Origin of the sequence: Edwardsiella piscicida, assembly GCF_001896205.1 — a bacterium.
Classification (GTDB): Bacteria; Pseudomonadota; Gammaproteobacteria; order Enterobacterales; family Enterobacteriaceae; genus Edwardsiella; species Edwardsiella piscicida.
In genome coordinates, this window is sequence record NZ_MPNU01000001.1 from 404,292 (window position 1) to 429,206 (window position 24,915).

The 24,915-nt window shown below is 55.4% G+C and carries 15 protein-coding genes and 1 tRNA gene; 9 read left to right on the forward strand and 7 right to left on the reverse strand.

The annotated features are described in order from the left end of the window. Positions 1-72 precede the first annotated feature (72 nt). Positions 73-2,865: a TMAO reductase system sensor histidine kinase/response regulator TorS gene (gene torS / locus BRD58_RS01780; RefSeq protein ID WP_073381474.1), complete on the forward strand. Its 2,793-nt coding sequence runs from the start codon at positions 73-75 to the stop codon at positions 2,863-2,865. A 99-nt stretch (positions 2,866-2,964) separates the two neighbouring features. Beyond that, on the forward strand, positions 2,965-3,105 hold the full coding sequence (locus BRD58_RS18065) for a hypothetical protein (RefSeq protein ID WP_012847180.1): 141 nt from the start codon (positions 2,965-2,967) through the stop codon (positions 3,103-3,105). Between the two features lie 348 nt (positions 3,106-3,453). Here the strand turns inward: BRD58_RS18065 and BRD58_RS01785 are convergent. Further along, positions 3,454-3,529: transfer RNA gene (locus BRD58_RS01785), tRNA-Phe, on the reverse strand. Positions 3,530-4,088: 559 nt separating this feature from the next. On the opposite strand from BRD58_RS01785, the gene BRD58_RS01790 reads away from it, so the two are divergent. Next, positions 4,089-4,730: a YfdX family protein gene (locus BRD58_RS01790; RefSeq protein WP_012847183.1), complete on the forward strand. Its 642-nt coding sequence runs from the start codon at positions 4,089-4,091 to the stop codon at positions 4,728-4,730. A gap of 107 nt (positions 4,731-4,837) precedes the next feature. Here the strand turns inward: BRD58_RS01790 and dicD are convergent, their stop codons facing one another. The 5 genes from dicD to aspA all read right to left on the reverse strand — a co-directional run bounded on the left by dicD (position 4,838) and on the right by aspA (position 10,504). Beyond that, entirely contained in the window at positions 4,838-5,413 is a 576-nt protein-coding gene (gene dicD / locus BRD58_RS01795; protein WP_073381475.1) for a division control transcriptional repressor DicD, read from the reverse strand. Between the two features lie 32 nt (positions 5,414-5,445). After that, a complete protein-coding gene (locus tag BRD58_RS01800; protein WP_073381476.1) occupies positions 5,446-7,170 on the reverse strand; it encodes a protein-disulfide reductase DsbD in 1,725 nt (574 codons plus the stop codon). Beyond that, positions 7,146-7,514 carry a divalent cation tolerance protein CutA gene (cutA, locus tag BRD58_RS01805; protein ID WP_012847186.1) on the reverse strand — a complete coding sequence of 123 codons (369 nt, stop codon included), beginning with the start codon at positions 7,512-7,514 and terminating at the stop codon, positions 7,146-7,148. The genes BRD58_RS01800 and cutA overlap by 25 nt, the downstream gene beginning before the upstream one ends. 136 nt (positions 7,515-7,650) lie before the next feature. Further along, positions 7,651-8,952 (reverse strand): anaerobic C4-dicarboxylate transporter, encoded by a 1,302-nt coding sequence (locus BRD58_RS01810; RefSeq protein WP_012847187.1) that lies wholly within the window; start codon positions 8,950-8,952, stop codon positions 7,651-7,653. A 115-nt stretch (positions 8,953-9,067) separates the two neighbouring features. Further along, on the reverse strand, positions 9,068-10,504 hold the full coding sequence (gene aspA / locus BRD58_RS01815) for an aspartate ammonia-lyase (protein WP_012847188.1): 1,437 nt from the start codon (positions 10,502-10,504) through the stop codon (positions 9,068-9,070). Between the two features lie 364 nt (positions 10,505-10,868). On the opposite strand from aspA, the gene BRD58_RS01820 reads away from it, so the two are divergent. From BRD58_RS01820 to groL, 3 genes are all read left to right on the forward strand, one after another. Continuing rightward, positions 10,869-11,345, forward strand: coding sequence for an FxsA family protein (locus BRD58_RS01820; protein ID WP_012847189.1), 477 nt, complete (start codon positions 10,869-10,871; stop codon positions 11,343-11,345). A 216-nt stretch (positions 11,346-11,561) separates the two neighbouring features. After that, complete coding sequence (locus BRD58_RS01825) at positions 11,562-11,855, forward strand: co-chaperone GroES (RefSeq protein WP_005296032.1); 294 nt, start codon at positions 11,562-11,564, stop codon at positions 11,853-11,855. 59 nt (positions 11,856-11,914) lie between these two features. Next, positions 11,915-13,558, forward strand: coding sequence for a chaperonin GroEL (groL, locus tag BRD58_RS01830; protein WP_012847190.1), 1,644 nt, complete (start codon positions 11,915-11,917; stop codon positions 13,556-13,558). A 296-nt stretch (positions 13,559-13,854) separates the two neighbouring features. On the opposite strand, the gene BRD58_RS01835 is transcribed toward groL, so the two are convergent. Continuing rightward, the gene (locus BRD58_RS01835; RefSeq protein ID WP_073381478.1) at positions 13,855-21,933 is read right to left on the reverse strand and encodes an Ig-like domain-containing protein; all 8,079 of its coding nucleotides are present in this window, start codon (positions 21,931-21,933) and stop codon (positions 13,855-13,857) included. A 222-nt stretch (positions 21,934-22,155) separates the two neighbouring features. Here BRD58_RS01835 and BRD58_RS01840 point away from each other — a divergent pair, with 222 nt between their 5' ends. Genes BRD58_RS01840 through BRD58_RS01850 form a run of 3 tightly spaced genes read left to right on the forward strand, consistent with a single transcriptional unit; the run spans position 22,156 to position 24,913 of the window. Beyond that, positions 22,156-22,599, forward strand: a complete 444-nt coding sequence (locus tag BRD58_RS01840; protein WP_015460776.1) for a hypothetical protein — start codon at positions 22,156-22,158, stop codon at positions 22,597-22,599. After that, positions 22,600-23,700 (forward strand): hypothetical protein, encoded by a 1,101-nt coding sequence (locus BRD58_RS01845; RefSeq protein WP_073381479.1) that lies wholly within the window; start codon positions 22,600-22,602, stop codon positions 23,698-23,700. Beyond that, positions 23,690-24,913 (forward strand): TolC family protein, encoded by a 1,224-nt coding sequence (locus BRD58_RS01850; protein ID WP_073381480.1) that lies wholly within the window; start codon positions 23,690-23,692, stop codon positions 24,911-24,913. The genes BRD58_RS01845 and BRD58_RS01850 overlap by 11 nt, the downstream gene beginning before the upstream one ends. The last annotated feature ends 2 nt before the right edge of the window (positions 24,914-24,915 follow it).

Sequence of the window (24,915 nt, forward strand, 5' to 3'; positions counted from 1 at the left end):
TCGTGATGGGTAAGCCTTTATGCTAGTGCCTTATCACGGATTAACTCAACGTTTTTACGACGCGGGAGCGCTATGGGGACGCCTTCTCTGACTCGCCGGCTATGGCTGGCTTTTGCGCTGATGGCGGCGTTAACCCTGGGCAGCGTGCTGGTGGGCTGGTTTAGCCTGCACTACGTGGGCCGGGTGGAGCAGGCCAATACGCAGGCCCTGCTGCCGACCATGAACATGGCGCGCCAGCTGAGCGAGGCCGGTGCCTATGAGCTGTTTTCGGCCCAGAGCCTGAGCAATGCGGACAGCGAACGGGAGTGGCTGGCCCAGGGGCGGATGCTGACGGCGCAGAGCCTGAAGATCAGCCGTCTGCTGGATGAGCTGCGCCGCCAGGGATTCGATATCGATACCATCGCCCAGCAGGAGACGGAGATCACCCGTTCGCTGGGAGAGCAGGGGGCGCTGGTGGGTCAGCGCCTGCAGCTGCGTATGCGTGCGCGGGCGCTCAGCGCGCAGGTGGCGGCGGCGGCAGAGCAGATTGCCGAGCTGGCCAAAGGGCAGGCCAGCAACGCGGCGACGGCCGCCGGTGCGACCCAGGCGGGTATCTATGATCTGATTGAGCAGCGGCGGGCAGCGGCGGCGGAGCAGGCGCTGGATCGGCTGATCGATATCGATCTGGAGTACCTGAATCAGATGAGCGAGCTACGCCTGAGCGCGCTGCGGGTCCAGCAGATGATCATGGCGCTGGAGAGCGACAGCGGCCGTCTGGCGCTGAGCGAACAGGAGGAGCGCTTGGCACAGGCGCTGCGCATCCTGCAGCGCCGCCAGCAGCGGGTTGAGGATCCGCGCATTCGCGCCCAGATAGCCCAGGCGCTGGGGCAGGTTGCGCAGTACCGTACGCTGGTCGATCTGTACCGCCAGGATAATGATATTTACGCCCGGCTACAGGCGCTGTCACAGAACAATCTGGATCTCTTTACCCGCTTTAGCGCGGAGATAAGCCGCCAGGTGAGCGATATTGAGCTGCGCAATGCCACCGCACTAGAGCACCTGCAGCAGGCGCGTCGTCTGGGGTTGACCTGGCTGACGCTGCTGGGGGGCGCCGGGCTGCTGGCGCTGTGCCTGATCCTGTGGCGCGTGGTTTACCGCTCGCTCTCTCAGCCGCTGGCCCATCAGACGGCCGCGCTGCAGCGCCTGCTGGACGGCGACTTCGACTCCCCCTTTCCCGATCGCGCCGGGGTGCGCGAGCTGGATACTATCGGACGTCTTATGGAGGCATTTCGCACCAGCGTACGCGCCCTGCGTCATCAGCGTCAGCATCTGGCCGATCTGGTACAGATGCGCACCGCCGAGCTGCAGGCGCTGGTGGTTGAGCACCGTCAGGCCCGCGCAGAGGCGGAGAACGCCGATCGGGCCAAGTCGGCGTTTCTGGCGGCGATGAGCCACGAGATCCGTACGCCGCTGCACGGCATTCTGGGCACCGCCCAGCTGCTGGCAGAGCAGCCGATCTCTCCCCAGAGCCGGGGCTATGTCCAGGCGATCAACGACTCCGGTGAGTCGCTGCTGGCGGTGTTGAACGATGTGCTGGACTATTCGGCTATCGAAGCCGGCAGCAGTAGCGTGGTGCTAAACGATGAGCCGTTTTCACCGCGCCAGCTGCTGGACAGTCTGCTGCGTCTGGCGGAGGGGCGGCTGCGCGATCGTCCGCTTCGCCTGGCGCATGACTACGCTGATGCGTTACCGGCCTGGCTGCAGGGCGATCCGCGCCGGATTCGCCAGATCGTCATGAACCTGCTGAACAACGCCCTGCGTTTTACCGAGCGCGGGGTGATTTGCGTGAGCTGCGGCTGCGATGAGACGCACTGGTGGATAGCGGTTCAGGACAGCGGCTGCGGCATCGACCCGGCGCAGCAGGCGGCCATATTTCAGCCATTTGTGCAGCTGAGCGCCCGACGCGGCGGTACGGGGCTGGGGTTGGCCATCTGCCGCGGCCTGGCGCAGGCCATGGCGGGAAGTCTGGAGCTGAGCAGTACCCCGGGCAAGGGGAGCCGCTTTTGCCTGCGTTTACCGCTGCGTCGGGCGGCGCTGCCGCCGCCGGAGGCGCCTGCGCAGGCATGGTCGCTGGTCGGTCGCCGTCTGCTGCTGATCGAGGATAATCCGCTTAGCCAGCGTATCAGCGCAGAGATGCTGCAGAGCGCGGGCGTTCAGGTTCATATCGCCGGTAGCGCCGCGGAGGCGCAGGCCTTACTGGCGCAGGATACGGCGTTCGATGCGGCGCTGGTGGATTTTGATCTGCCGGACAGCGACGGACCTACGCTGGCGCTCCAGATGGCAGAGGCCTACCCGCAGCTGAAGCGCATCGGTTTTAGCGCGCATGTGCTGGATGAGGCTCAGCATCGACGGATCCGTCCACTGTTTTGCGGCATGATCCAAAAGCCGGTGCCGCGGGCAGAGCTGTGTCGCTTGATTGCCCATGCGCTGGCCGACGGTGAGCACAGTACTGTGCGACCGACCCGCGTAGTGCGGCAGATCGCAGCACCGCTGGATGACGAACAGCTAGCGGAGGATGTGGCGACCTTTGGCCAGCCGCGCCTGACGGAGTGGCTGGCGCTGTTTCGTCAGCACTCGCTACCGCTGCTGGCTGAGATTGCAGCGGCCCGCGCCGCGGGAGACGCCGACCAGGTGAAGGGGCTTGCGCACCGCCTGAAGAGCAGCTGTGCTAGCCTGGGAATGCGCGGCGCAGCGGATGCCTGCCTGGCGCTGGAGCGATCCCCGCTGACGGCGGCGGCGCTTGACGAGCCGATCCGGGAGGGACTGGCGGCGCTGGAGGCATGGCTGGCGAAAGTCTCAGAATCGGATGACGGCAAGATAACGTGATTACCAGTATGATGAGAGGAGATATCATGGTATTGGTACCCGGCGTCGAAGTGCCGTCACGGAGCGATGGCGAAGCGTCTACGGGATAAGGAGCAAAGGATGTGGCAGTTAAAGCGGCAGGCGCCGGCGTTGCATAAAAAAACGCGGCGGATAAATCTCGGCTGGGCGATCGCCCTGCTGCTGCTGGGAGGCAGCATGGCGCTAGCCGCCGTGATCTACCTGATTATCAGCGCGCTATAGCGTCTGTGGGTCCTTGCCCCTACCACGAGGTCGGGGCATGGGCCCACAGCCGGAGACTCGCGCGATCTTCATGACGAGGCTCCCGGGGATTTTGCCTCTTCAAGGTGTTCCGTTTCACGGTCACGCTTAAGCTCGCCTTTGCCGATAGTGGGGTATCGCGCCTGGAAAACCACGCTTCAGATGTCATCTGCTGCCGTTTCGGTCTTTGCTGGGCTTTATCGTGAGGCTTATTCGGTACTGCTGGGACGTGGGACCGGAGAAGGGTGAAGATGCTAACGACAGGGATGCCAGCAATCTCCCGATTCAAAAAGCAAAAACCCCGCCATAAGGCAGGGTTTTCAGAAGAAGTGGTGCCCGGACTCGGAATCGAACCAAGGACACGGGGATTTTCAATCCCCTGCTCTACCGACTGAGCTATCCGGGCAACGGGGCGCATTAAACCGTATTGCGCCCGGCGCGTCAACGATTTTATCGGCCTGGCAGTTCATCTGGAGATAAAATCAGCGTTTCCCCCACGGCCAGGCGAGAGCCGCGGCGCCTCGTTGTCAGCGCCTTATCGGGGGCTTGGCTACGGGCGTCGTACATTGTGCTCGCCGCCGTTTTGTCAGCTTTTGTCTCTGGGGTATCTGGAATCGCTGTTTTTCAGGCTAATGGCGATATCAACGCAGACGTTGAACGCGGTGCTAGCGCCGCAGGGGTAGCTAAGCGCGCTATTCTGTTAACGCTAGAAATAAATAATATGATTTAAAACATTAGGTTATTTATCTATGTAATGAAGATTAAATTTTGGACCCGCGCTGTACGCGGTGCAGGCCGGGGAGTGTGCGCTTTTTTTGCCGCTGAATGGCAGGGGAGGTGATGCAATTGACATGACTTGGTCGGCGTCTATAACTAAATGGGTCAGCGGGAGGAAAGTGTATAGCGCCTCCGCTGCAACGAGCGAGTTAACGATTTAACCAGTATGGGATAAACGGGCCAAGATTATGAAACGTATTTTGACAGCAACTGCTCTTTCTCTGGCGATGTTTTCTACCTTTACCTGGGCGGCCGACGCCGCGCCGACCGCGCCAGCGAGCGCCGCTGCAGCCGCCGCCGGTTTGTCTGCCCAACAGGTGCAGGATGTGGCTAAAGTGGCTCAGCAGGGCTTTACGGCAATGCGTGATATGCAGTATGCGCGCGTTGCGCTGTTCCGCGGCTATCCGGATGTTGCGACCAAGCTGACCGATCAGTCTGCGGGTCTGCTGGCCGACGATAGCACCGACTGGAAGTCCTTTATCAAGTCGGATAAAAAGGCGCCGCTGGCCGGTGATAACTATGTGATCATCAACGCGTCGATTGCGCTGTCTGAAGACTTTGTGGCGACGCCGGAGAAACAGAAGGCGATCGCCAAGGCGAACGAAAAGCTGAGCAAGGGCGATCGTAAGGGCGCGCTGGAAGAGCTGCGCTTAGCCGGCGTGGGGATTACCGAAACGCAGTATCTGATGCCGCTGAAGCAGACCCGTCAGGCCGTCGCTCATGCGCAGAGCCTGCTGAAGGCGGGCAAGTACTATGAGGCTAACCTGGCGCTGAAGGGCGCTGAAGAAGGGATTATTACCGACAGCGTAACGCTGGTCGACGGCAAATAATCGCCCGCGGTTTCCGTAGTGTGTTGTGTATGCCACCTCCTAGAGAGGTGGCTTTTTTGTGTCGTGAACCCCCGACGGTGCCGGGGGATATTTGTATTTTACGCGGCTTAGCTCAGGGCGTCATGCCGTCGGCAGTGGGCGATGTGCAGGATGTCCTGCGCCAGATGCAGTGCGATATCGACATCCTCACGTCGGCGGCTGACCAGCAGCCGGTTCAGACATCCCTCCTGCACCAGCTCCATCTGGTGTGCGACCAGTGAGGCATCGCCAATCTCACTCTCCTGCAGCAGGTGCAGCGTAAAATCAAACGACGCCTGCTTTTGCCGAGACGCCAGCTGATGGATCGGGTGGTCGGCGGCGGGGTACTGGATGCAGGCCGAAATAAACAGACAGCCGGGGAAACGCCCCTGCTCGACATGCTCTGCCAGCACCGGATAGCGGGCCAGGATTTTGTCATCGTGGCTCAGGGTGTCATTTAGCAGGAGCTGTCGGCGCCAGGTATCGATCTGCTGGCCGTGAAAACGCAGACAGTCGTACAGCAGGGCCTCGCTGTCTGGCCAGTAGCGGCGCGCCTGATCGAGGGGCAGCGTTTCGCTATCGATCAGGGCGGGCAGCGTGGCGCCGGCCAGACCATGTTGCTCCAGGCGCCGCAGCGCCTGCGTCAGGATGTGCTCCCGTTGCATTCGGTTCTCCTCATGATGAAGGGCGTCGCCCGTTACTGCGCCTGCGGCAGCTGCCGCAGGTGCGCCAGAAAACGCTCGGCGTCCATAAAACCGGTGACGCGTGCGTTGTCTAACGGCTGTCCATCGGGAGTGAAAAACAGGATCGACGGCAGTCCCAGTACGTTAAGCTGCTGCAGCAGCTGGGCGTGCTGCTCGGTATTGGCGGTCACGTTTGCCTGCAATAGCAGGGTGCCCGCCAGCTGGCTACGCACAGCATCATTGCTGAAGGTATATTTCTCAAACTCTTTGCAGGCGGTGCACCAGTCGGCATAGAAGTCCAGCATCACCGGCTGCCTGCGGGCCTTGGCCTGCGCCAGCGCCTGAGCCAGCTGCTGTGGGGAGTCGATAGGCTGGAACGCCAGGGTTTCACTGACGCCGGTGCTGGCGCGCGGCGCACCGTCGAAGACCCAATCCTGCAGCGGGCGGGCGCAGATCAGCGCGGCGCCCAGCAGCAGGATCTGCCAAAGGCGGGTACCGCGGCGGCGTGCGTGCAGGGAGAGGCTGAATCCCCACAGGAAGAAGGCGATGCCAAGCAGGCTCCACAGTCTCATGCCCCAGGCTTCGCCCAGTATACGCTCCAGCAGAAAGACCGGCAGCGCCAGGATCACAAAGCCAAATCCCTCTTTCACATGCTGCATCCACGGCCCGCTGCGCGGCAGCAGCCGGTTACCAAACAGCGTGACCGCGATAAGCGGGATCCCCATGCCTAGCGCGTAGAGGTAGAGCGTACCGCCGCCGACCCACAGGTTACCGCTTTGGGCGATATACAGCAGAATGGCGCTGAGGGGCGCGGTGGTGCAGGGAGAGCAGATCAGACCGGCGAGGGCGCCCATCACGAAGACGCCGAGCAGCGACCCGCTGCGCTGGCGGTTGCTCCATAGCGTCAGCCGGGTTTGCAGCGAAGCGGGCAGCTGCAGGGTGAACGCCCCGAACATGGAGAGCGCCAGCAGGATAAACAGCAGCGAGAGGCCGATCAGCACGTAGGGGTGCTGAAACGCGGCCTGGAAGCGCAGCCCGGCGGCGGCCACCACCATGCCCAGCACGGTGTAGGTGATGGCCATTCCCTGTACATAGACCAGCGCCAGCAGGGCGGTATGCCCCCAGCCGTGGCGCTGTTTCTGGCCCAGGATCAGCGCGGATATCAAGGGGTACATCGGCAGGACGCAGGGGGTAAAGGCGATGCCGATGCCGATCAGCAGCGCCCACAGCGCCGGAAAGGGCAGCGTTGGCGCGTGCTCCGTGTTCGCCGCCGCCGTCGCCGCGCCGGGGGACGGTAAGGCGCCGGCGGTCGCGGTTATCGCCTCAAGGGGAATGCGCCGCGTCTCCGGCGGGTAGCAGAAGCCCGCGGCGGCGCAGCCCTGGTAGGTGACGCTTATCTCGCCCCCCGCCGCGGCGCTGAGCAGGGGCAGCGTCAGGCTGAGGCCGTCGCGGAAGATGGCGGTCTCCCCCTGAAACTCGTCGTGATGGGGGATCCCCGGCGGCAGCTGCCAAGGACCTAGCTGGGCCTGATGGGGCGTAATCCGGATCTGTTGACGGTACAGGTAATAGCCGGGCTGGATCTGCCAGCGCAGCGTCAGATGCTCGCCCCGTTGCTGAAAGTCAAAGGCAAAGGCCTGATTGACCGGAACAAAGCGAGGCTGCTCGCCGAACAGGGAGGCCTGGGCGGGCAGCAGGGTCGTAATAAACAGCGCAATCAGCGCAAAGATGCGTTGAGCCATGATAGGTAGTCTTGATCTCCTGCCTGCACCGGAATGACCAGTAGCTCCGGCGTTTGGTAAGGATGCTGATGTTTCAGATAGGCGAGCAGGGCCTGCTGATGGCGCCGTTCGCTTTTGATGATCATCTGTACTTCATACTCTTGCTCAAGCTTTCCTTCCCAGTAGTAGAGGGAGGTGGCGCCGGGGATCAGGGTCACGCAGGCCGCCAGCTTTTCGCCGAGCAGGGCGGCGGCAAGCTCCTGCGCGCAGGCTTCGTCCGGCGCAGTGCACAGAACCACGACGGCATCGCTGTGGTCAACGGGAACCGCCGCAGCGGCGGTAAAGGGAGTCACGGTCTGGGACATAGTGGACCTCGCGGCGTTGCCAGTGTTGATGATGATTTCGACACTATACCGTGAGGGGGGCGGGCTTGTCAGGCGCAAACGGGCGCAAAAATGACAACGGGGCGCAGTGCGCCCCGTTAACGTGATGTGTGCGAGATTACAGCATAACGCTGCCCAGCAGGAAGCCGAAGCAAACTGACAGGGCCACACCCAGGGTACCCGGGATGAAGAACGGGTGGTTAAAGACCAGTTTACCGATGCGGGTTGTACCGGTGTCATCCATCTGTACTGCGGCGACCAGCGTCGGGTAGGTCGGCAGGATGAACAGGCCAGACACCGCGGCGAAGGAGGCAACGGCGGTCAGCGGAGAGACGTTCAGGGCCAGGGCCATCGGCATCAGCGCCTTCGCGGTAGCGGCCTGAGAGTACAGCAGGGCAGAGGCGAAGAAGAAGATGACGGCCAGCAGCCACGGATGATTCTGGATAACGGTACCGGCGGTTTCTTTGATCCAGTCGATGTTGGCAGAAACGAAGGTATCGCCCAGCCAAGCCACGCCCAGGATACAGATACAGGCGCTCATACCGGCTTTGAACGTGCTGGAGTTCAGTACGTTATCGGTATCGACACGGCAGATGATGGTGGTCAGGGTGGCCACGCTCAGCATGATGATCAGGATGGCGTTGGTGGTGTTCATCAGCGGTTTGGCAACCAGGCCCAGGCTCGGGCTGTTGATGATGGCATAGGCCACCACGGCAACAACGCCCAGCAGGAACAGCCATACAGAGGTCTGTGCGCCTTTTTTGATTTCAATCTGCTTGTCGCCGCGCAGCGTGATCAGACCCTCTTCCAGACGCTTGCGGTATACCGGATCGTTGGACAGTTTGGAGTCAAAGCACCAGGAGACGATCAGAGACATCACCAGGACCGCCAGGAAGGTGGACGGCAGCACAACCATCAGCAGATGGAGGTAGCTGATACCGTGGCCTTCCATCACGGAAGACATGTAAACCACTGCGGCAGAGATCGGTGATGCGGTAATGGCGATCTGTGCGGATACCACGGCGGTGGAGAGCGGACGGCATGGTTTGATACCCTGCTCTTTAGCGACTTCGGCGATAACCGGCAGCGCAGACAGGGAGATGTTGCCGGTACCGGCGAAGATGGTCAGGAGGTAGGTGACGATCGGCGCCAGAATGGTGATGTATTTCGGGTTCTTACGCAGAACTTTTTCAGTCTGGTGAACCAGGTAGTCCATACCACCGGCAACCTGCATTGCAGAGATAGCGGCGATAACGGCCATGATGATAGAGATTACGTCGAACGGAATTTTACCCGGTGCAACGCCGATGGCGGCCAGCACCAATACCCCAAGACCACCGGCGAAGCCGATCCCGATCCCGCCCAGTCTGGCCCCCAAGAAAATCGCCAGCAGAACAATTACCAGTTCTAGAACTAGCATAGTGTTTCTCCTTAAAATGTAATGATAATAATTCTTGTTTTACTCTCAACTCTGTCAATAAAAAGGCACGGCTGACCATGGGACCAGACGTGCCTTTAACAATCCGATGCGTTAATTATTTTTCGCTTTCATCGGTATAGCGTTTAGCTTTGTAAGCCGGGTGCATCAGGTTTTCAACAGAGAAAATGTCGTCCAGCTGCGCTTCAGTCAGCAGGCCGCGCTCCAGCACAACTTCGCGTACGCTCTTACCGGTTTCAGCACAGATTTTACCTACGATATCACCATTGTGGTGACCGATGAACGGGTTCAGGTAGGTAACGATACCGATAGAGTTGAAGACGAATTTTTCGCAGGTTTCTTTGTTGGCAGTGATGCCGTCGATGCATTTCTCACGCAGGTTGTAGCAACCGTTGGTCAGCAGAGAGATGGATTCGAACATAGCCTGGCCGATAACCGGCTCCATAACGTTCAGCTGCAGCTGACCGGCTTCTGCTGCCATGGTGACGCAGGTGTCGTTACCGATGACTTTGAAGCACAGCTGGTTAACCACTTCCGGCACAACCGGGTTAACTTTAGCCGGCATGATGGAGGAACCCGCCTGCAGCTCCGGCAGGTTGATTTCGTTCAGGCCAGCGCGCGGACCAGAGGAGAGCAGACGCAGGTCATTACAGATTTTGGACAGTTTAACCGCGGTGCGTTTCAGCGCGCCGTGAACCATCACGTAGGAACCGCAGTCAGAGGTGGCTTCGATCAGGTCTTCAGCCGGTACACACGGCAGGCCGCTGACTTCTGCCAGCTTCTGCACGGCCAGTTTCTGGTAGCCTTCCGGCGTGTTCAGACCGGTACCGATAGCGGTAGCGCCCAGGTTGACTTCCAGCAGCAGTTCAGCGGTGCGCTGCAGGTTTTTCACTTCTTCGTTCAGCAGTACGCTGAATGCGTGGAATTCCTGGCCCAGGGTCATCGGTACGGCGTCCTGCAGCTGGGTACGGCCCATCTTCAGGATGTTTTTGAATTCGTCAGCTTTACGGTCAACGCCTTCACGCAGGTTTTTGATCGCGTCGATCAGCTTCATGATGGAAGCGTAAACGGCGATGCGGAAACCGGTCGGGTAAGCGTCGTTGGTAGACTGGCATTTGTTCAGGTGGTCGTTCGGGTTCAGGTACTGGTATTCACCTTTTTTGTGACCCAGCAGCTCCAGACCGATGTTGGCCAGCACTTCGTTGGTGTTCATGTTAACGGAGGTACCGGCGCCGCCCTGGAAAACATCTACCGGGAACTGGTCCATGCATTTGCCGTTGTTCAGGACTTCGTCGCAGGCCAGGATGATGGTATCAGCAATTTTACGCGGGATAGTCTGCAGTTCACGGTTAGCCAGCGCTGCCGCTTTTTTAACCATAACCATGCCGCGAACAAATTCAGGAATATCGCTGATTTTGTCGTTGCTGATGTAGAAGTTTTCCATCGCACGCAGGGTGTGAACGCCATAATAAGCGTCTGCGGGAACTTCACGAGTGCCTAATAGATCTTCTTCAATACGGATGTTATTTGACATGAGAACCTTCTTTCATTGATGCCGAATAGTAAATTAGCTAATAAATTAATTTTCTTTAAGGAACAACAGAGAGAATTCACCGTTCTCTCTTTTATGGACACGATCATATGCTGCTAGGAGGGAAAAGTATGAACCTAGATCACTATATGGTGTATCTTATCCCTTTGATTCTCATATCTGTGATAATACTCACAGATAATGTAAATAACTAACAAGAGTTAGCGAAAAAACAGCGATTAAAATAACACCATACGAATTATATGGACGTTTTTTTTGACTCCAATATAATTTTATTTTTAAAGTACTCGTTTTTTATTTACATTCGTGTAAACAATGAAACAGTCGTTTAAATAGGAGACACCGTTTGCGCTGGTTGCCCTTTATCCTGATATTTTTTTATGTCTATATTGAAATATCGATCTTTATCAAAGTCGCTGCCGTTTTAGGCGTTGCATTGACGCTGCTGCTGGTGATCTTGACCTCCTGCCTCGGTGCATCGCTGGTGCGTAATCAGGGAATGAAGACGCTGATGCAGATGCAGCAGAAGCTGGCGATGGGGGAGAGCCCCGCCGCAGAGATGATTAAAAGCGTGTCGCTGGTGATGGCGGGTCTGCTGCTGCTGCTGCCGGGGTTCTTTACGGACTTCCTCGGCCTGCTGCTGATGCTGCCGCCGGTGCAGAAGCGCTTGGCGCTGAAGCTGCTTCCTTATTTCCGTATCTACCGCAGCGGTGGTCCGGGCGATGGCGGCGGACCGGGCGGTGGACCGGGCGGCGGCGGCCATACCTTTGACGGTGAGTTTGAGCGCAAGGATGACGATCGTCAGCGTCTGGATAATAAATGAATCCCCTCGGCCCGCCTTTCCGGCGGGCCGCTGTCATTTCTGGGTTGCATCTTCGGCTTTCGCAGGTTAAAAAAAAGCGAATTTTTTTGTCGCGCCCCCTTGAAGGTGGGAAGCGGCGCCCCAATCTAGCAAAGCATGAGTCCGGAGCGTGGCGTCATCGCCCGTGTCTGGCTTTCAACCCTAAACGATATGGACTTTCTCAAAGGAGAGCTATCAATGAAAATTCGTCCATTGCATGACCGTGTGATCGTCAAGCGCAAAGAAGTTGAGTCCAAGTCTGCTGGCGGCATCGTTCTGACCGGTTCCGCAGCGGGCAAATCCACGCGTGGTGAAGTCATCGCCGTGGGTCATGGTCGCATTCTGGAGAATGGCGACGTGAAACCGCTGGACGTGAAGGTCGGTGACACCGTGATTTTCAACGATGGTTATGGCGTGAAAGCCGAGAAGATCGACAATGAAGAAGTGTTGATCATGTCCGAAAGCGACATTCTGGCCATCGTTGAGGCGTAATCGCCGCATCCGCATAGCGCTCGCAATATCCAATTGAACGAATTTAAGGGACAAAGATAATGGCAGCTAAAGACGTAAAATTTGGTAATGACGCCCGCGTAAAAATGCTGCGCGGCGTGAACGTTCTGGCAGACGCAGTGAAAGTGACCCTGGGTCCGAAAGGCCGTAACGTGGTCCTGGATAAATCCTTCGGGTCTCCGACCATCACCAAAGACGGCGTGTCCGTTGCGCGTGAAATCGAACTGGAAGACAAGTTCGAGAACATGGGCGCGCAGATGGTGAAAGAAGTCGCCTCCAAGGCGAATGACGCCGCCGGTGACGGCACCACCACCGCAACCGTACTGGCACAGGCTATCGTTAACGAAGGTCTGAAAGCCGTGGCTGCGGGTATGAACCCGATGGATCTGAAGCGCGGCATCGACAAAGCCGTGACCGCTGCCGTTGAAGAGCTGAAGGCGCTGTCTGTACCGTGCTCTGACTCTAAAGCCATTGCGCAGGTAGGGACCATCTCCGCCAACGCCGACGACACCGTGGGCCAGCTGATCGCTGAAGCCATGGAAAAAGTGGGTAAAGAAGGCGTTATCACCGTTGAAGAAGGCACCGGTCTGCAGGACGAGCTGGACGTGGTTGAAGGTATGCAGTTCGATCGCGGCTACCTGTCTCCGTACTTCATCAACAAGCCGGAAACCGGCGCCGTTGAGCTGGAAAGCCCGTTCATTCTGCTGGCTGACAAGAAGATCTCCAACATCCGCGAAATGCTGCCGGTGCTGGAAGCCGTTGCTAAAGCCGGTAAGCCGCTGCTGATCATCGCCGAAGACGTTGAAGGTGAAGCGCTGGCGACCCTGGTGGTCAACAACATGCGCGGTATCGTGAAAGTGGCTGCGGTGAAAGCGCCGGGCTTCGGCGATCGTCGTAAGGCGATGCTGCAGGATATCGCTACCCTGACCGCCGGTACCGTTATCTCTGAAGAGATCGGTATGGAGCTGGAAAAAGCGACGCTGGAAGATCTGGGCCAGGCTAAACGCGTGGTCATCAACAAAGACACCACCATTATCATCGATGGCGTGGGCGAAGAGTCTGCCATTCAGGGTCGTGTTACTCAGATCCGTCAGCAGATCGAAGAAGCGACCTCTGACTACGATCGTGAAAAACTGCAGGAGCGCGTGGCTAAACTGGCGGGCGGCGTAGCCGTTATCAAGGTTGGCGCGGCAACTGAAGTTGAAATGAAAGAGAAGAAAGCACGCGTAGAAGACGCCCTGCACGCAACCCGTGCTGCGGTGGAAGAAGGCGTGGTGGCCGGCGGCGGCGTGGCGCTGGTTCGCGTAGCGGCCAAGCTGGTTGATCTGAAAGGCATCAACGAAGAGCAGAACGTCGGTATCAAGGTTGCACTGCGCGCGATGGAAGCGCCGCTGCGTCAGATCGTGGCCAACGCCGGTGAAGAGCCGTCAGTGGTCACCAACAACGTGAAGGCCGGCGAAGGTAACTACGGCTATAACGCGGCGACCGAAGAGTACGGCGACATGATCGATATGGGTATCCTGGATCCGACCAAGGTAACCCGCTCTGCGCTGCAGTACGCTTCCTCTGTTGCCGGTCTGATGATCACCACCGAGTGCATGGTGACCGATCTGCCGAAGGAAGAGAAAGCTGACCTGGGTGCTGCCGGTATGGGTGGCATGGGCGGTATGGGCGGCATGATGTAATGCGCCGCGCGCCGCTGCTAGCCTAGCGGGCAGCGCATCGTGACCATGTCCCTCACCGGCCGTGGTCACGGCGTTGCCGCGGAAGCAGCACGAGAAAAAACGAATCCGGGCCTGAATACAGGCCCGGATTTTTTTTGCCATGTCGGCGCCCCCTGGCCTTAAGGCCCGTCGCCGAGGGCGATGAGATGAGAGACCGAGCGCTTGGCATGGGGAGGTCGATATACCCACATCAAACGCTCTGTCCGTCACACGCAGGCGGCGTTTACGCCGCTTGCGCCCGGGGCGTGACGGCGGTTCTATAGCTCATAATGATCCGCCTCAACGTTAATGTGATCCGTCACAATTGCGCTCAGCGCCGCCATATCCTGCGCCTGATAATCGGTATGCGGCGGCGTGTCGCTGGTGCTTGCCTGGGTGAAGGTGCCGCTGGCGGTCGCCGTATTGCCCGCCGCGTCGGTCGCGGTGATGGTGTAAGGATTCTCGCCCGGTTTGACCTCCTGCGATGGCAGAGCGACCTGCCAGTTTTCACCGTCGATGCTGGCCTGATAGTCATGGCCATTCAGCGTCACCGTGATCTGTACGCTCTCCTGAGCGTCCACGGTACCTTTTAGGGTCACCGAGTCATCGAGGGTGTTGGCCTCAGCGTGCGCATTGGGCTGCGCGGGGGGAAGGGTATCGACGGTTAACTGATGGTGCAGCTGACTTGCGTTACCTGCCGCATCTTTAGCCGTAATCGTATAGTCATAGGTGGCATCGGTAAGGGGATGATCGACCGTCAGTTGCCACTTCCCGGCATCATCTGCCGTCGTGACATACTCTTTATGGTCAATGGACAGGGATATTTCAGCATGGGCTTCCGCGCTCCCGGAAAACGTCGGCGTATTCTGCTGGGTGATACCCTCGCTAAGCGCTCCGCCGTCGGCGTCGGGCACCAGCGCTCCCTGCAGAGGCTCAGGGGGACGGGTATCAATGGTGAGGGTGTGGGTGGTAAGCGCGGAGGTATTCCCCGCGACATCGCTGGCCTGCAGCGTGTAGTGGTAGGTGCCGTCGCTCAGCGACGCGCTCTCGGGCAGCGTAAAATACCATGCGCCGCGGTTGTCTGACGGGATCAGATAGGTCTTCTGGTTGAGCGTCAGCATGATCATGGCATTCGGCTCCGTGGTTCCATTAAATACCGGCGTGGCCACCGCGATGATATTGTCACCGTCAGGATCCACCAATGCGCCGCCGTCAGGCGCCGCCGGCGCCAGGGTGTCAATGGTGATGCTGCCCTGGGTCTGCGCGGATACATTCCCCGCCTTATCGCTGGCCTGCAGCGTATAGTGGTAGGTGCCATCGCTCAGCGCCGCGCTCTCGGGCAGGGTAAAGCGCCAGGTTCCATCATCCGCGGCAGAGAAGCGATAGGTCTGATTATTGAGCGTCAGCGCAATCGTGGCATTCGGCTCGGTGGTTCCATTAAACATCGGCGTGGTGACCGTTGTAATATTGTCGCCAACGGTGCCGCTATCCGACGTTGATGACAATCCTCCGCCCGGCGCCGATGGTGCCTGGGTATCAATGGTCACCTGCGCGGTGGACGAGCTGGTGTTGCCGGCGTTATCGGTAGCGACCACGTGGTAGTCGTGGCTCCCCTCATCCAGAGGACGGGTAAGGGGAATGCGCCATTGGCCACTGGCGTCGGCCGTCGTCGTATACAGATTGCCGGCGATGGTCAGCGTAATCGTCGCATGGGCGCTGCTAAGCCCGATCAGCGTTGGCGTGGTGTTGTTGGTGATACCATCCCCCACCGTGCCACTGTCGCTCTCGCTGGCCAATCCTCCGCCCGGCGCCGATGGTGCCTGGGTATCAATGGTCACCTGCGCGGTGGACGAGCTGGTGTTGCCGGCGCTATCGGTGGCGACCACGTGGTAGTCGTGGTTCCCCTCGCCCAGGGGATGGGTAAGGGGAATGCGCCATTGGCCGCTGGCGTCGGCCGTCGTCGTATACAGATTGCCGGCGATGGTCAGCGTAATCGTCGCATGGGCGTCGCTCAGTCCGATCAGCGTTGGCGTGGTGTTGTTGGTGATGCCATCCCCCACCGTGCCACTGTCGCTCTCGCTGGCCAATCCTTGTACCTGCAGATGACAGGCACGGTCCAGGGTGAGACTGCCGGTAAGCGGCGCGGACTGATTACCGGCGACATCTTTAATCACGATCTGGTAGGGATGGTCGCCTTCACTCAGGGGCGTCGTCACGGCAAGCTTCCAGTGGCCGCTCTGATCGGCAACGGTACGGTAGGTTTTCCCCTCGATGGTGACAATAACGGTGACCCCGGCGGGCGCGGAGCCCGAGAAATTGGGGGTGGCGTTGTTGGTGATGCTGTCCTCCAGAGTGCCTGAGTCACTGTCTCGATCCAGCCCCCCGGTCACTTGGCCGATCAACGCCTCGGTTTTTATTGTGAGCGCCCCCTCGACGGGGGTACTGCTGTTCTCTGACCGATCCGTGACCGATACCCTGTAGTCGTGCTCTCCCTCGCCCAGCGGGGTGGTTACGGTGATTTGCCAGTTTCCGGCATGATCGGCGACCGTCGTATAGTCGTGACCGTCGATGTGCAGGGTGACGGTGGCACCAGGCTTGGTCTGTCCGATAAAGGTGGGTTTGTCTACATTGGTGATCGCGTCACCGGATACGCCGCTGTCTGACGCCGCACTGAGCCGTACCGTGGTCGTCGGCGGAAGATCGTCGATGGTGAACTGTCCATTGATCGCGGCGGTGGTGCCTGCCGTATTGGTGGCGGTAATGGTATAGGCATAGTGGCCATTCGGCAGATCCGGTAAGTCCAGCGTCCATTCCCCCGTGGCCGACACGACCGGCGTATAGGAAATGCCATTCAGGACGATCGCGATGACGGCGCCAGGCTCGGTGATGCCCTTGAGCGTCTGATGATGATTATTGGTCCATCCATCAACCACATTGGGATCGGCCTGACTATCCAACCCACCATTTAAGACGAGGCTGGCGCTGTCTATCGTTACACTGCCCGATATCGTTGCACTGTTGCCCGCTTTATCGACGGTGGCGATCTGGTAATCGTAGGTACCATCGGCGAGGGCGCGTGGAACCGTAAACTGCCATTGCCCTGAGTCATCGGCGTTCACGGTATAGGATTGACCCGCTAGCGTGATGGTGACTTTCAAGCCGGGTTCCGTGGTGCCTTTTAACGTGGGGCGGTCTACGTTGGTAATCCCATCGCCCGCGATCCCACTGTCGCTCAGGGGATCCAGTTCGCCGGTTAAGGACGGCGGCGTGACATCGGGGATCATATTGATAACATAGGTGTTTTGAATACCATAGCTATCGGTGACGGTCAGCGACCAGTGCGTCGCTCCCAGCGCGGGGATGCCGGAGGGAAAGAGCTCCGGCGGCAGGTCTATCTTCCATGTGCCGTCGGCGTTAACGGTGGCCGTATAGGCCTGGCCATGCTCGGTGAGGGCGGAAAGGGTAATGGTATCGCCTGGCGTCCCATGGCCGATAAGGGTGGGGGAGGACGTGTTATAGAACACCTCGTTGACTTTATCGCTCTCGCCTCCTAAGTAATCTTCGTGGGTACCGAAGCTGACGAGCGGCGGCTGGACATGGCCGTTGCTGATGGTGCCGGTATATTGCCCGGTGTTCCCCGCGCTATCCGTGGAGGTAATGGTGTACTCATAGGATTGTCCCGGCTGCAGGTTGCTATCCAGGGTGATCGACCAAAAGCCGTTGGCATCCGCGGTGGTGGTAAAGCGTTTACCATCAATGAGCACGGTCACTTCGCGGTGAGGCTCGACGTGCCCCTGCAGCGTCGGGTTAGGGTTGGTGGAGGCGCTGGGATCGTTCGGGGCCTGATCCTGCGTCGATAATCCTCCGCTCACCTCCGGTGGGGTGAGGTCGACGGTAAAGGTGCCGTTGAAGGTGGTGGTGTTTTGCCCCGCGCTCTCCGTCAGCTTGTAGGTGTACTCCCCCTCTGCCAGCGGGGCGCCGGGGAGCGGGAATGTCCATATTCCGTTGGCATTCACCGGGATATCGTATTCGCGTCCGGCAAACTCGATGCGCAGCGTCGATCCGATCGTCGCCTTGCCACTCAGCGCCGGGGCGGTGTTGTTGGTGATATTATCGCCGGCAATACCGCTATCATCATTGAAATCCAGGTTCCCCGAGAGCATGGTGCGCGTAATGGTGGCCGTGTGGGTGGTTTCCGTGCCGAATTTATCCACCAATGTCAGGGTGTACTCGTGAACCCCAAAGCTCAGCGCTGCGTCGGCCGGCAGGGAGAAAGACCAATGGGTTCCGCCATCGGTAATGGTCAATGGATAGGTTTTGCCGCCGATCGTGATGGTGCCGTGGAGATTGTCCGAGGCGGCACCACCGCTGATGGTTCCCTGCAGCGTGGGGTTGGTGACCGAGGTCAGCTTATCGCCTTTGGTATCCGAGTCCGTCTCTTCGGAGAGTCCATCGGTAATGGTTAGCTTACGCTTGGCGATAAAAATGGCATCGACGGTGCCGGCGCTGTTGCCGGCGCTATCGGTCGCGGTGACCCAATATTTAATCTCCTGCTCTAGACCATTATCCAGGGCGATGCCATGCGGTAGCTGGAATCGCCAGGTACCATCACTCGAGATATCCGTAATATCGTATATATTTCCATTGATACTGATGGTGAGTTTTACACCCGGTTCGGCCCAGCCTTTAATCGTTGGCGTAAGCAGATTCGTCCAGTATCTATCCTGTACCCCGGTATCATCGATCTCGTTCAGGGCGGCGTTGTTCATCCGCGGCGCGGAGCTATCAATGGTGATGTTTCCCTGGGTGGTGTTTTGATTCCCCGCGATATCCGTCATGATCACGGTGTAGCCTAGCGTGCCGTTAGGGAGCGTATGTGAAGGGCCTAAAAGCCAGTTGCCGTTTTGATCGGCCGTCGTCGTGAAGGTCACACCATCAATGATGAGGGAGACGGTGGCTCCCGGCTCGGTTTTACCGGTAAACTGGGGACGTCTATCCGAGGTGATCATATCCCCTTTAATATAACTGTCGCTTGCATCGGTTAATACAACCGTGGCACCGGGCGCGAGTGAGTCAATAAAGATATTGTTATTGATGGTGGATGATAATCCACTGTTGGGATCGGTGGCGACGACCGTATATCCATTGTGGCCTTCGTTTAACGGCTGTGAAATATCGATAGACCATGAGCCATCGGCCGCCGCAATCGTCGTATAGCTGTTGCCGGCAATGGTGAGTAATATCGTAACGCCGGGCGTTGCCTGACCCACGATTGTGGGTTTTTTGACATTGGTGATGCTATCGCCCTGGATCCCGCTGTCGCTATCGGGATCCAGTTGGGCTGAAACCTTAGGGGGCTGGTTGCCGGAGGGAATATAGGTAAACTGGCCTGTCACGGTCGATATATTCCCGGCGAGATCCTCCGCGGTTACCGTGTAGCTATTGGTGCCCGGTACGGCATCGCTCGGCAGCGTCAGCTGCCAGTTACCCAGCTCATCAACGGAGGCACTATAGCTGTGACCATTGAACTCCACGGTGACCAGGCTACCGGGTTCGGCTTTCCCGCTTAGCTTCGGCCTTATTTGGTCTGTGGTACTGTCATTATCCCCGGGGATCGCGCTGGTGAAATCAAGCCGTGCATCGACGTGTGACAGCGTATCGATAGTAAAATGATGTTCGGCAGTCGAGGTATTGCCTGCACTATCCGTCGTTTTTACCGTGTAGGTATAGGTACCGTCGCTCAGCGAATCCTTCAGGCTGATACTCCACATCCCATCAGCGTCGCTAGTTTGGCTATAGAGAGTATCGTTAAAGGTGATTTCAACTCGGGCGCCGGGTTCGCTATGTCCCGTCAATGTCGGTTTGACCACATTGGTAATGCCGTCCTGCGGGTCTCGACCGCTGTCAGATGCCTCATCCAGACCGGCGTCAGCCGGCGGCGGTGTGGTATCAATGACGAGGGTACCGTCGATCGTGGTCGTGCTTCCGGCGGCATTTTCAACGGTTATGGTGTAGTGATAGCTATCATCCGCCAAGGGTTCATCGATCGGTAAACGCCACTGGCCATCGGCCCCGACCTCAATACGGTATGCGTGATTATTGATGGTGAAGAGCAGCGTGGTATTCGGCGTAGCGCTGCCATGAAACGTTGGTTGATTGACGGCGGTAATTCCGTCACTCTGACTGCTGCCGCTATCATCGCCCTCGGCGAGCGTCACCGTGACCTCAGGCGTGCGGGTATCAATGACTAACGTCATTTCTCCCGACGGTTTGCTGATATTACCGGCCTGATCTTCTGCGGAAACGGTGATGGTGTGGGTGCCATCGCTGAGGGTATCTAGGAGTAAATGCCATTCTCCCGTTTCATTGGCCTGCGTCTGATATGTCTTCCCATCGATGGTTACGTGGATAATCGCCAAGGGTTCGGACTGGCCGACCAATGTTGGGGTGGCCACATTGGTTATCATGTCATCGAGGCTGCCTGAGTTACTCTCATCGCTCAGAGTTGCCGTTGGCGGCTCTGGCGGACTGGTGTCTAGCGTAAACTCGCCCTGATAAGGCGTGGAGAGTTTATTTCCGGCCGTATCGGAGACCGTCAGTTGATAGGGGTGCGTGCCATCGGCCAATGATAGGTTTTCGGGGATGGCCCAGGACCAGTGTCCATTTTCATCGGCCTTAACGGAATAGTGCTCACCGGCAAAGGTAATGGTGATCACGGCCAGAGGCTTAGTGTATCCAGTTAATACCGGATGGGCGTTATTGGTTATATTATCTGTCTGGCTGCTGCCGGAATCGCTGTCTGATGAGAGAGATGCCGTTATCGTCGGCGCTTGTGTATCAATGGTCAGGTTTCCGCTTTGACTGGATACGTTACCTGCAATATCGGTAATCTGAACAGTAAATTCATGATTTCCATCACCCAGTGCCGGGTTAATGGTTAACTCCCAGTTTCCCTGTGGATCGGCGATGATCTCATAGGCGTTCCCCCCCAAGCGCACGATAATCGTCGCGCCGGGCTCCGTCGATCCGGTCAGCACCGGCTGAGTTATATTGGTCGTAAAATCACCGGCAATGCCGGAGTCCGTCGCCGCTGAAAGGGAAAATACGATGCCTGGGGCCGTAGTATCGATCGTTAATGTATTCTGTGTGGTGGTGCTATTGCCGGCCTCATCGGTGGCTGTAACGATATAGTCATAGCTACCGTCAGGCAGGTTGCTCGACGGTGAAACAGACCAGTTTCCCTCGGCGTCGGTAATGGTCGTCAGCGTGAGGCTGCCGATGACAACCTTAATGATTGCGCCGGGCTCCGCTGTGCCTAAAAGGATTGGCTTGGAATTATTGGTGATTGCGTCATTGGCTACCCCGCTATCGCTATCAGGATCTAACATGGCGGTCAATTCATCAATTTGACTATCGATGGTAATTTTTATCGTCGTGGTGGCGGTCTTGCCATTGCCATCGACGATATTGAGCGTCACATCATAGGCCCCGTCGGGAAGCCCCGGTTGAATTTGTAGTGCCCATTTCCCTTCACTATCAACCGTCAGTGGATAGGGGGTCCCATTAATCGTCAGCGTTGCCGTTGCGCCCGGCGTAGCATTACCGATGAAGGTCGGCGTAGTTAAATTGGTCAGCCCATCACCGATTTTGCCCGAGTCAGACTTTTCATCGAGTGCGCCAGAGATGAAGAGCGGAAGATCGGATAGCGCAGGTTTGGCCTCTACGTCATTTTGTTTACCCGATGCGTTCTCTGATGCAGAAGAGGAGGAGGACGAAAGCGGCGCCGGCGGGATAGGCGGTTTCGGCGGTGCTTCCTGGACATCCATCTCATGCGGCTTTAAATTTGTAGACAGCGTTGATTTCACCTTTTTATCAATGATTTCCTTTTGCTGTTCTACCTTATCCTTTTCTTTGACTATTTCGCGTAACGCATCCTCTTGTTTTTTGAGAAGCTCGTCATATTCACTGATCTTCTTTTGCAGGTTCTCCTGCTGAATTTTTTCTATCGCGGGTTCATCTACACCGGGAAGTTCTGAGAATTGTGCAGGGGTTTCACTCTCGGTGCTTTTGTCTTTATCTTCAATTTTATCAGCAAGGTATACGGTATCTAACCCTAGCTGTATGGTATTGATGGATGAAATAACCTGACTTTGGGTGATCTCACTCCCTGTCGTATCACTCAGCTTGATATTTCCAAGTACTAAATCAGTCAGCCCATCCTTTACCGTTGAAACACGGCCGTCGGCAAAGGTGATGACTAAATCAAAGCCACTTACTGTAAATGCTTTAACATTATCGATATGATTATTTGCAGTGGGGTTATTGTTTAATGTCGCACTCTTGCTATCTGTTGTCATGGACAACGCTCCCAGTGTCAGTGTGTATTCAATATGTTATGGAGATAAACTGAGTCATATTTATCTAAAGGGGAATAAGTCTACAGCCTATCAACAATTAAATGAATTGCGCCAACCAACAATGAGCCAATAGTATTGTTAGCCAAGCCTATTATACTCACCCTGTTTTTATTTTATTGTTATTTTATGTCCATAGATTATTTTCATTGTTTGGATTTGGTGATGGAAGACAGTAGCGTTGATGACGATTTAGCACCGATGGTGGATGGATTGAGTGGCGCGCTATGTGCACTTATTTTAGTCTGTGTTGTCTTTATTATATCTGCTACTGATGTAATTACTGCATCCCGTAGTAATAATCTGAGTTTCCGTGACTCCACCGTGGACTTTAGTAAAAAGACTATTTTCTACAGCGGAGCTCTCTCTCTTTCTGATACCGATATTTTAGATATTCGCGATGACTTCCTCTCTCAAAAGTATAGTGTGATAACATTTTACGGAGCTATATCTGATAAAATTTCAAGTCATTCTGAGAAGAATACATATAATCTTCTGAAATTATATGCGAAGTTGGAATTGCCTAAGGATATCGAGGTTAAATTTAAGCAGGGCGACGTTTCCTTGTGTGGGAATAGCTTGGCGTGTATCTATTGGAGTGCTAATTAAATGTATTGGTTAGGTTTGTTGTTTTATATCTTATCTGGTCTGAGCTATGTGGCTTTTCCTGCTGTAAAAAACATGGTCAATCAGGCTCTCCTTCTGGCACCACAGATTTCTTATGCGTGCGCCGTATTGTTTATTTATCCACTGGCTATTTTTCTCTGTCATCTGATTTTTAGGATGAAAAGTAAAAAATATTATTTGTTATTGGCAACACAGACAAAGCTTGCCGCGTCAATCGCTGTCTCATTAGGTCTTATTGGTACATTTATAGGACTTACCGATATGATATTGGCGATCTCCAGTTCACTGGGGGGCGATGGTAACCTCGCGACAAAAATGAATGCGATGATTTCATCGATATCAACAGCGTTAGGCGCGATGTCTTATGCCTTTCTTACCTCTATCGTGGGCGTATCTATTTCAGTCTTGCTGTTGATTAGCTTGAACTTTTGGGCTTTCTATTATAAGTCGGAAAAGGAAGATGACAGTAAACCGGAGAGAGCGCGCTCTCTAGAGTTGCAGGAGTTATTGAAACGAATATCAGTTATTGAGTCTGTGAATGTCAATATTGCCAATAAATTAATCGCTATCCCAGAAAATACGCAACTGACTGAGATGTTAGCTAAAAATAGTGCGGATATGGTGATGCATCTGGGAAAAATTGAAGAAGGCCTACAAACCATTGGCCATTCGATAAAAAAAGTTGGTGAAGAGAATATCGAAAAATCGAGTCATATGTTAGAGATCTTATCGGGTATTGAAGGTAATGGCATTTCTACCGGTAATAAACTTGAACGCTGCATTGAGCGCCTGAGTGAATTTAACGTACAAATGAATGTTCAGCGGGTTATGTTTAAAGAGCATTTTGAGAATGTTTGTGATTCAGGGATAAGTAATGCTAAGAGTATCAATGAAATGCTTGCTGTCCAAGCAACTCAGACAAACCTGTTTAAGGAACATTTTGAATTTGTTCAGAAAATGAGTCATGCAAATCATGAACAACTTAAAAACATTATCGACTCTCAAGCCAACTATATTAATGAACAGGGAAGATTTAAAAATAAGTTAAAAGATGTATTGAAGGTAATTGCAAATGAAAATTAAATCTCTAGCTATTATCCTATGCGCTATTATTGCGAGCCCATTTGCTCAGGCAAAGCAGGCGACTGAGAATTACGTTGATTTTATTAATAGCGTCTATGACCAGTCTGATGTGATTCATATTAAAATATTAGAGCTAGAGTCTGAGTTGCTGCGCTCTAAACAAACTAATTTTTATTATTCACCCAAGGTTTCGGCAGAAAGTAAGTATAAAACAGATAACTCGCGCGGGGAGATATTTGACTCTAAGGTGATGGTGAATTCACTTATTTATAGCTCATCGCTTCCTGAACGCTTTAAAGAGAAGGATAGCCGGATCCGCAGCGCCGAGCTTGGATTGTTAAAAGAAAAAGAGAATTTATACAAGTCAACAATGGAGAATCTTGTTGGCATTAAATATTATAGTGATTTAGATCTCAAGGCACAAAAGCTAGAGAGAGAGGCGATTAGTTTATATAACCAAATAGAGGGGCGGTATCTTTCAGGCATTGCCAAGGCCAGCGACGTAGAGCAAGCCAAGTTGCTTATTCAGAGAATAAAAACAGAGTCGGAGGGCATTAACAAAGAGATTGAACTGCTGAAGGCAAACATAGAGCTGTCTACGGGGATTCAATACCCCGCGCAGGGAGTTTATTTGCCAGATACTATTCTGAATAAAATTAATAGCTATAAGGCGGATGAAAAGAAAATATATAACAATCTTGATTATCAGCTTATTGGTGAACAAGCTGAATCGGCAAAGTTTAACGCTCAGCAGCAAGATAATTTAATGCAGCTTAGTTTGGTTGCTGAAGAGCGTTATAATAACCGGCGGCGCGTTGATAATGATTCTTATGCTGGTATCCAAGTATCGGTAAATGTGTTTGATCTTGATCGGAAAGTGGCTAAGCAGACGGGCATGAAATCATATGAAGTGCTGAAAAGACGCATGGACTTTAAATATAAAGAGTCGATGGCGAAGATCAGGACACTGCAGCTGACGTCAAACTCCAATCAAAAAGAAATAAAAGGAATGGAGGATCAGCTTAATACGACAAGTATTATTATTGCCAATCAAAAGCAAGAGTATAACATATCACAATCTTCATATTATGAAATGCTTAATACCCAGTATGATTATTTTTCGTTAGAACGAAGGATTACGGATATGAAGATTAGTGAGACGATCAATAAAATATCTTTATTGCAGGTTACTGGAAATCTATTAAGCCTATAAAA

Excerpts from the sequence above, each read along its gene's own strand:
- BRD58_RS01835 (WP_073381478.1), bottom strand. The coding sequence starts at position 21,933 with ATGACAACAGATAGCAAGAGTGCGACATTAAACAATAACCCCACTGCA.
- cutA (WP_012847186.1), bottom strand. The coding sequence starts at position 7,514 with ATGTCCCAGACCGTGACTCCCTTTACCGCCGCTGCGGCGGTTCCCGTT.
- BRD58_RS01810 (WP_012847187.1), bottom strand. The coding sequence starts at position 8,952 with ATGCTAGTTCTAGAACTGGTAATTGTTCTGCTGGCGATTTTCTTGGGG.
- BRD58_RS01840 (WP_015460776.1), top strand. The coding sequence starts at position 22,156 with ATGGAAGACAGTAGCGTTGATGACGATTTAGCACCGATGGTGGATGGA.
- groL (WP_012847190.1), top strand. The coding sequence starts at position 11,915 with ATGGCAGCTAAAGACGTAAAATTTGGTAATGACGCCCGCGTAAAAATG.
- BRD58_RS01850 (WP_073381480.1), top strand. The coding sequence starts at position 23,690 with ATGAAAATTAAATCTCTAGCTATTATCCTATGCGCTATTATTGCGAGC.
- torS (WP_073381474.1), top strand. The coding sequence starts at position 73 with ATGGGGACGCCTTCTCTGACTCGCCGGCTATGGCTGGCTTTTGCGCTG.
- BRD58_RS01845 (WP_073381479.1), top strand. The coding sequence starts at position 22,600 with ATGTATTGGTTAGGTTTGTTGTTTTATATCTTATCTGGTCTGAGCTAT.
- BRD58_RS01825 (WP_005296032.1), top strand. The coding sequence starts at position 11,562 with ATGAAAATTCGTCCATTGCATGACCGTGTGATCGTCAAGCGCAAAGAA.
- BRD58_RS18065 (WP_012847180.1), top strand. The coding sequence starts at position 2,965 with ATGTGGCAGTTAAAGCGGCAGGCGCCGGCGTTGCATAAAAAAACGCGG.
- BRD58_RS01800 (WP_073381476.1), bottom strand. The coding sequence starts at position 7,170 with ATGGCTCAACGCATCTTTGCGCTGATTGCGCTGTTTATTACGACCCTG.
- dicD (WP_073381475.1), bottom strand. The coding sequence starts at position 5,413 with ATGCAACGGGAGCACATCCTGACGCAGGCGCTGCGGCGCCTGGAGCAA.
- BRD58_RS01790 (WP_012847183.1), top strand. The coding sequence starts at position 4,089 with ATGAAACGTATTTTGACAGCAACTGCTCTTTCTCTGGCGATGTTTTCT.
- aspA (WP_012847188.1), bottom strand. The coding sequence starts at position 10,504 with ATGTCAAATAACATCCGTATTGAAGAAGATCTATTAGGCACTCGTGAA.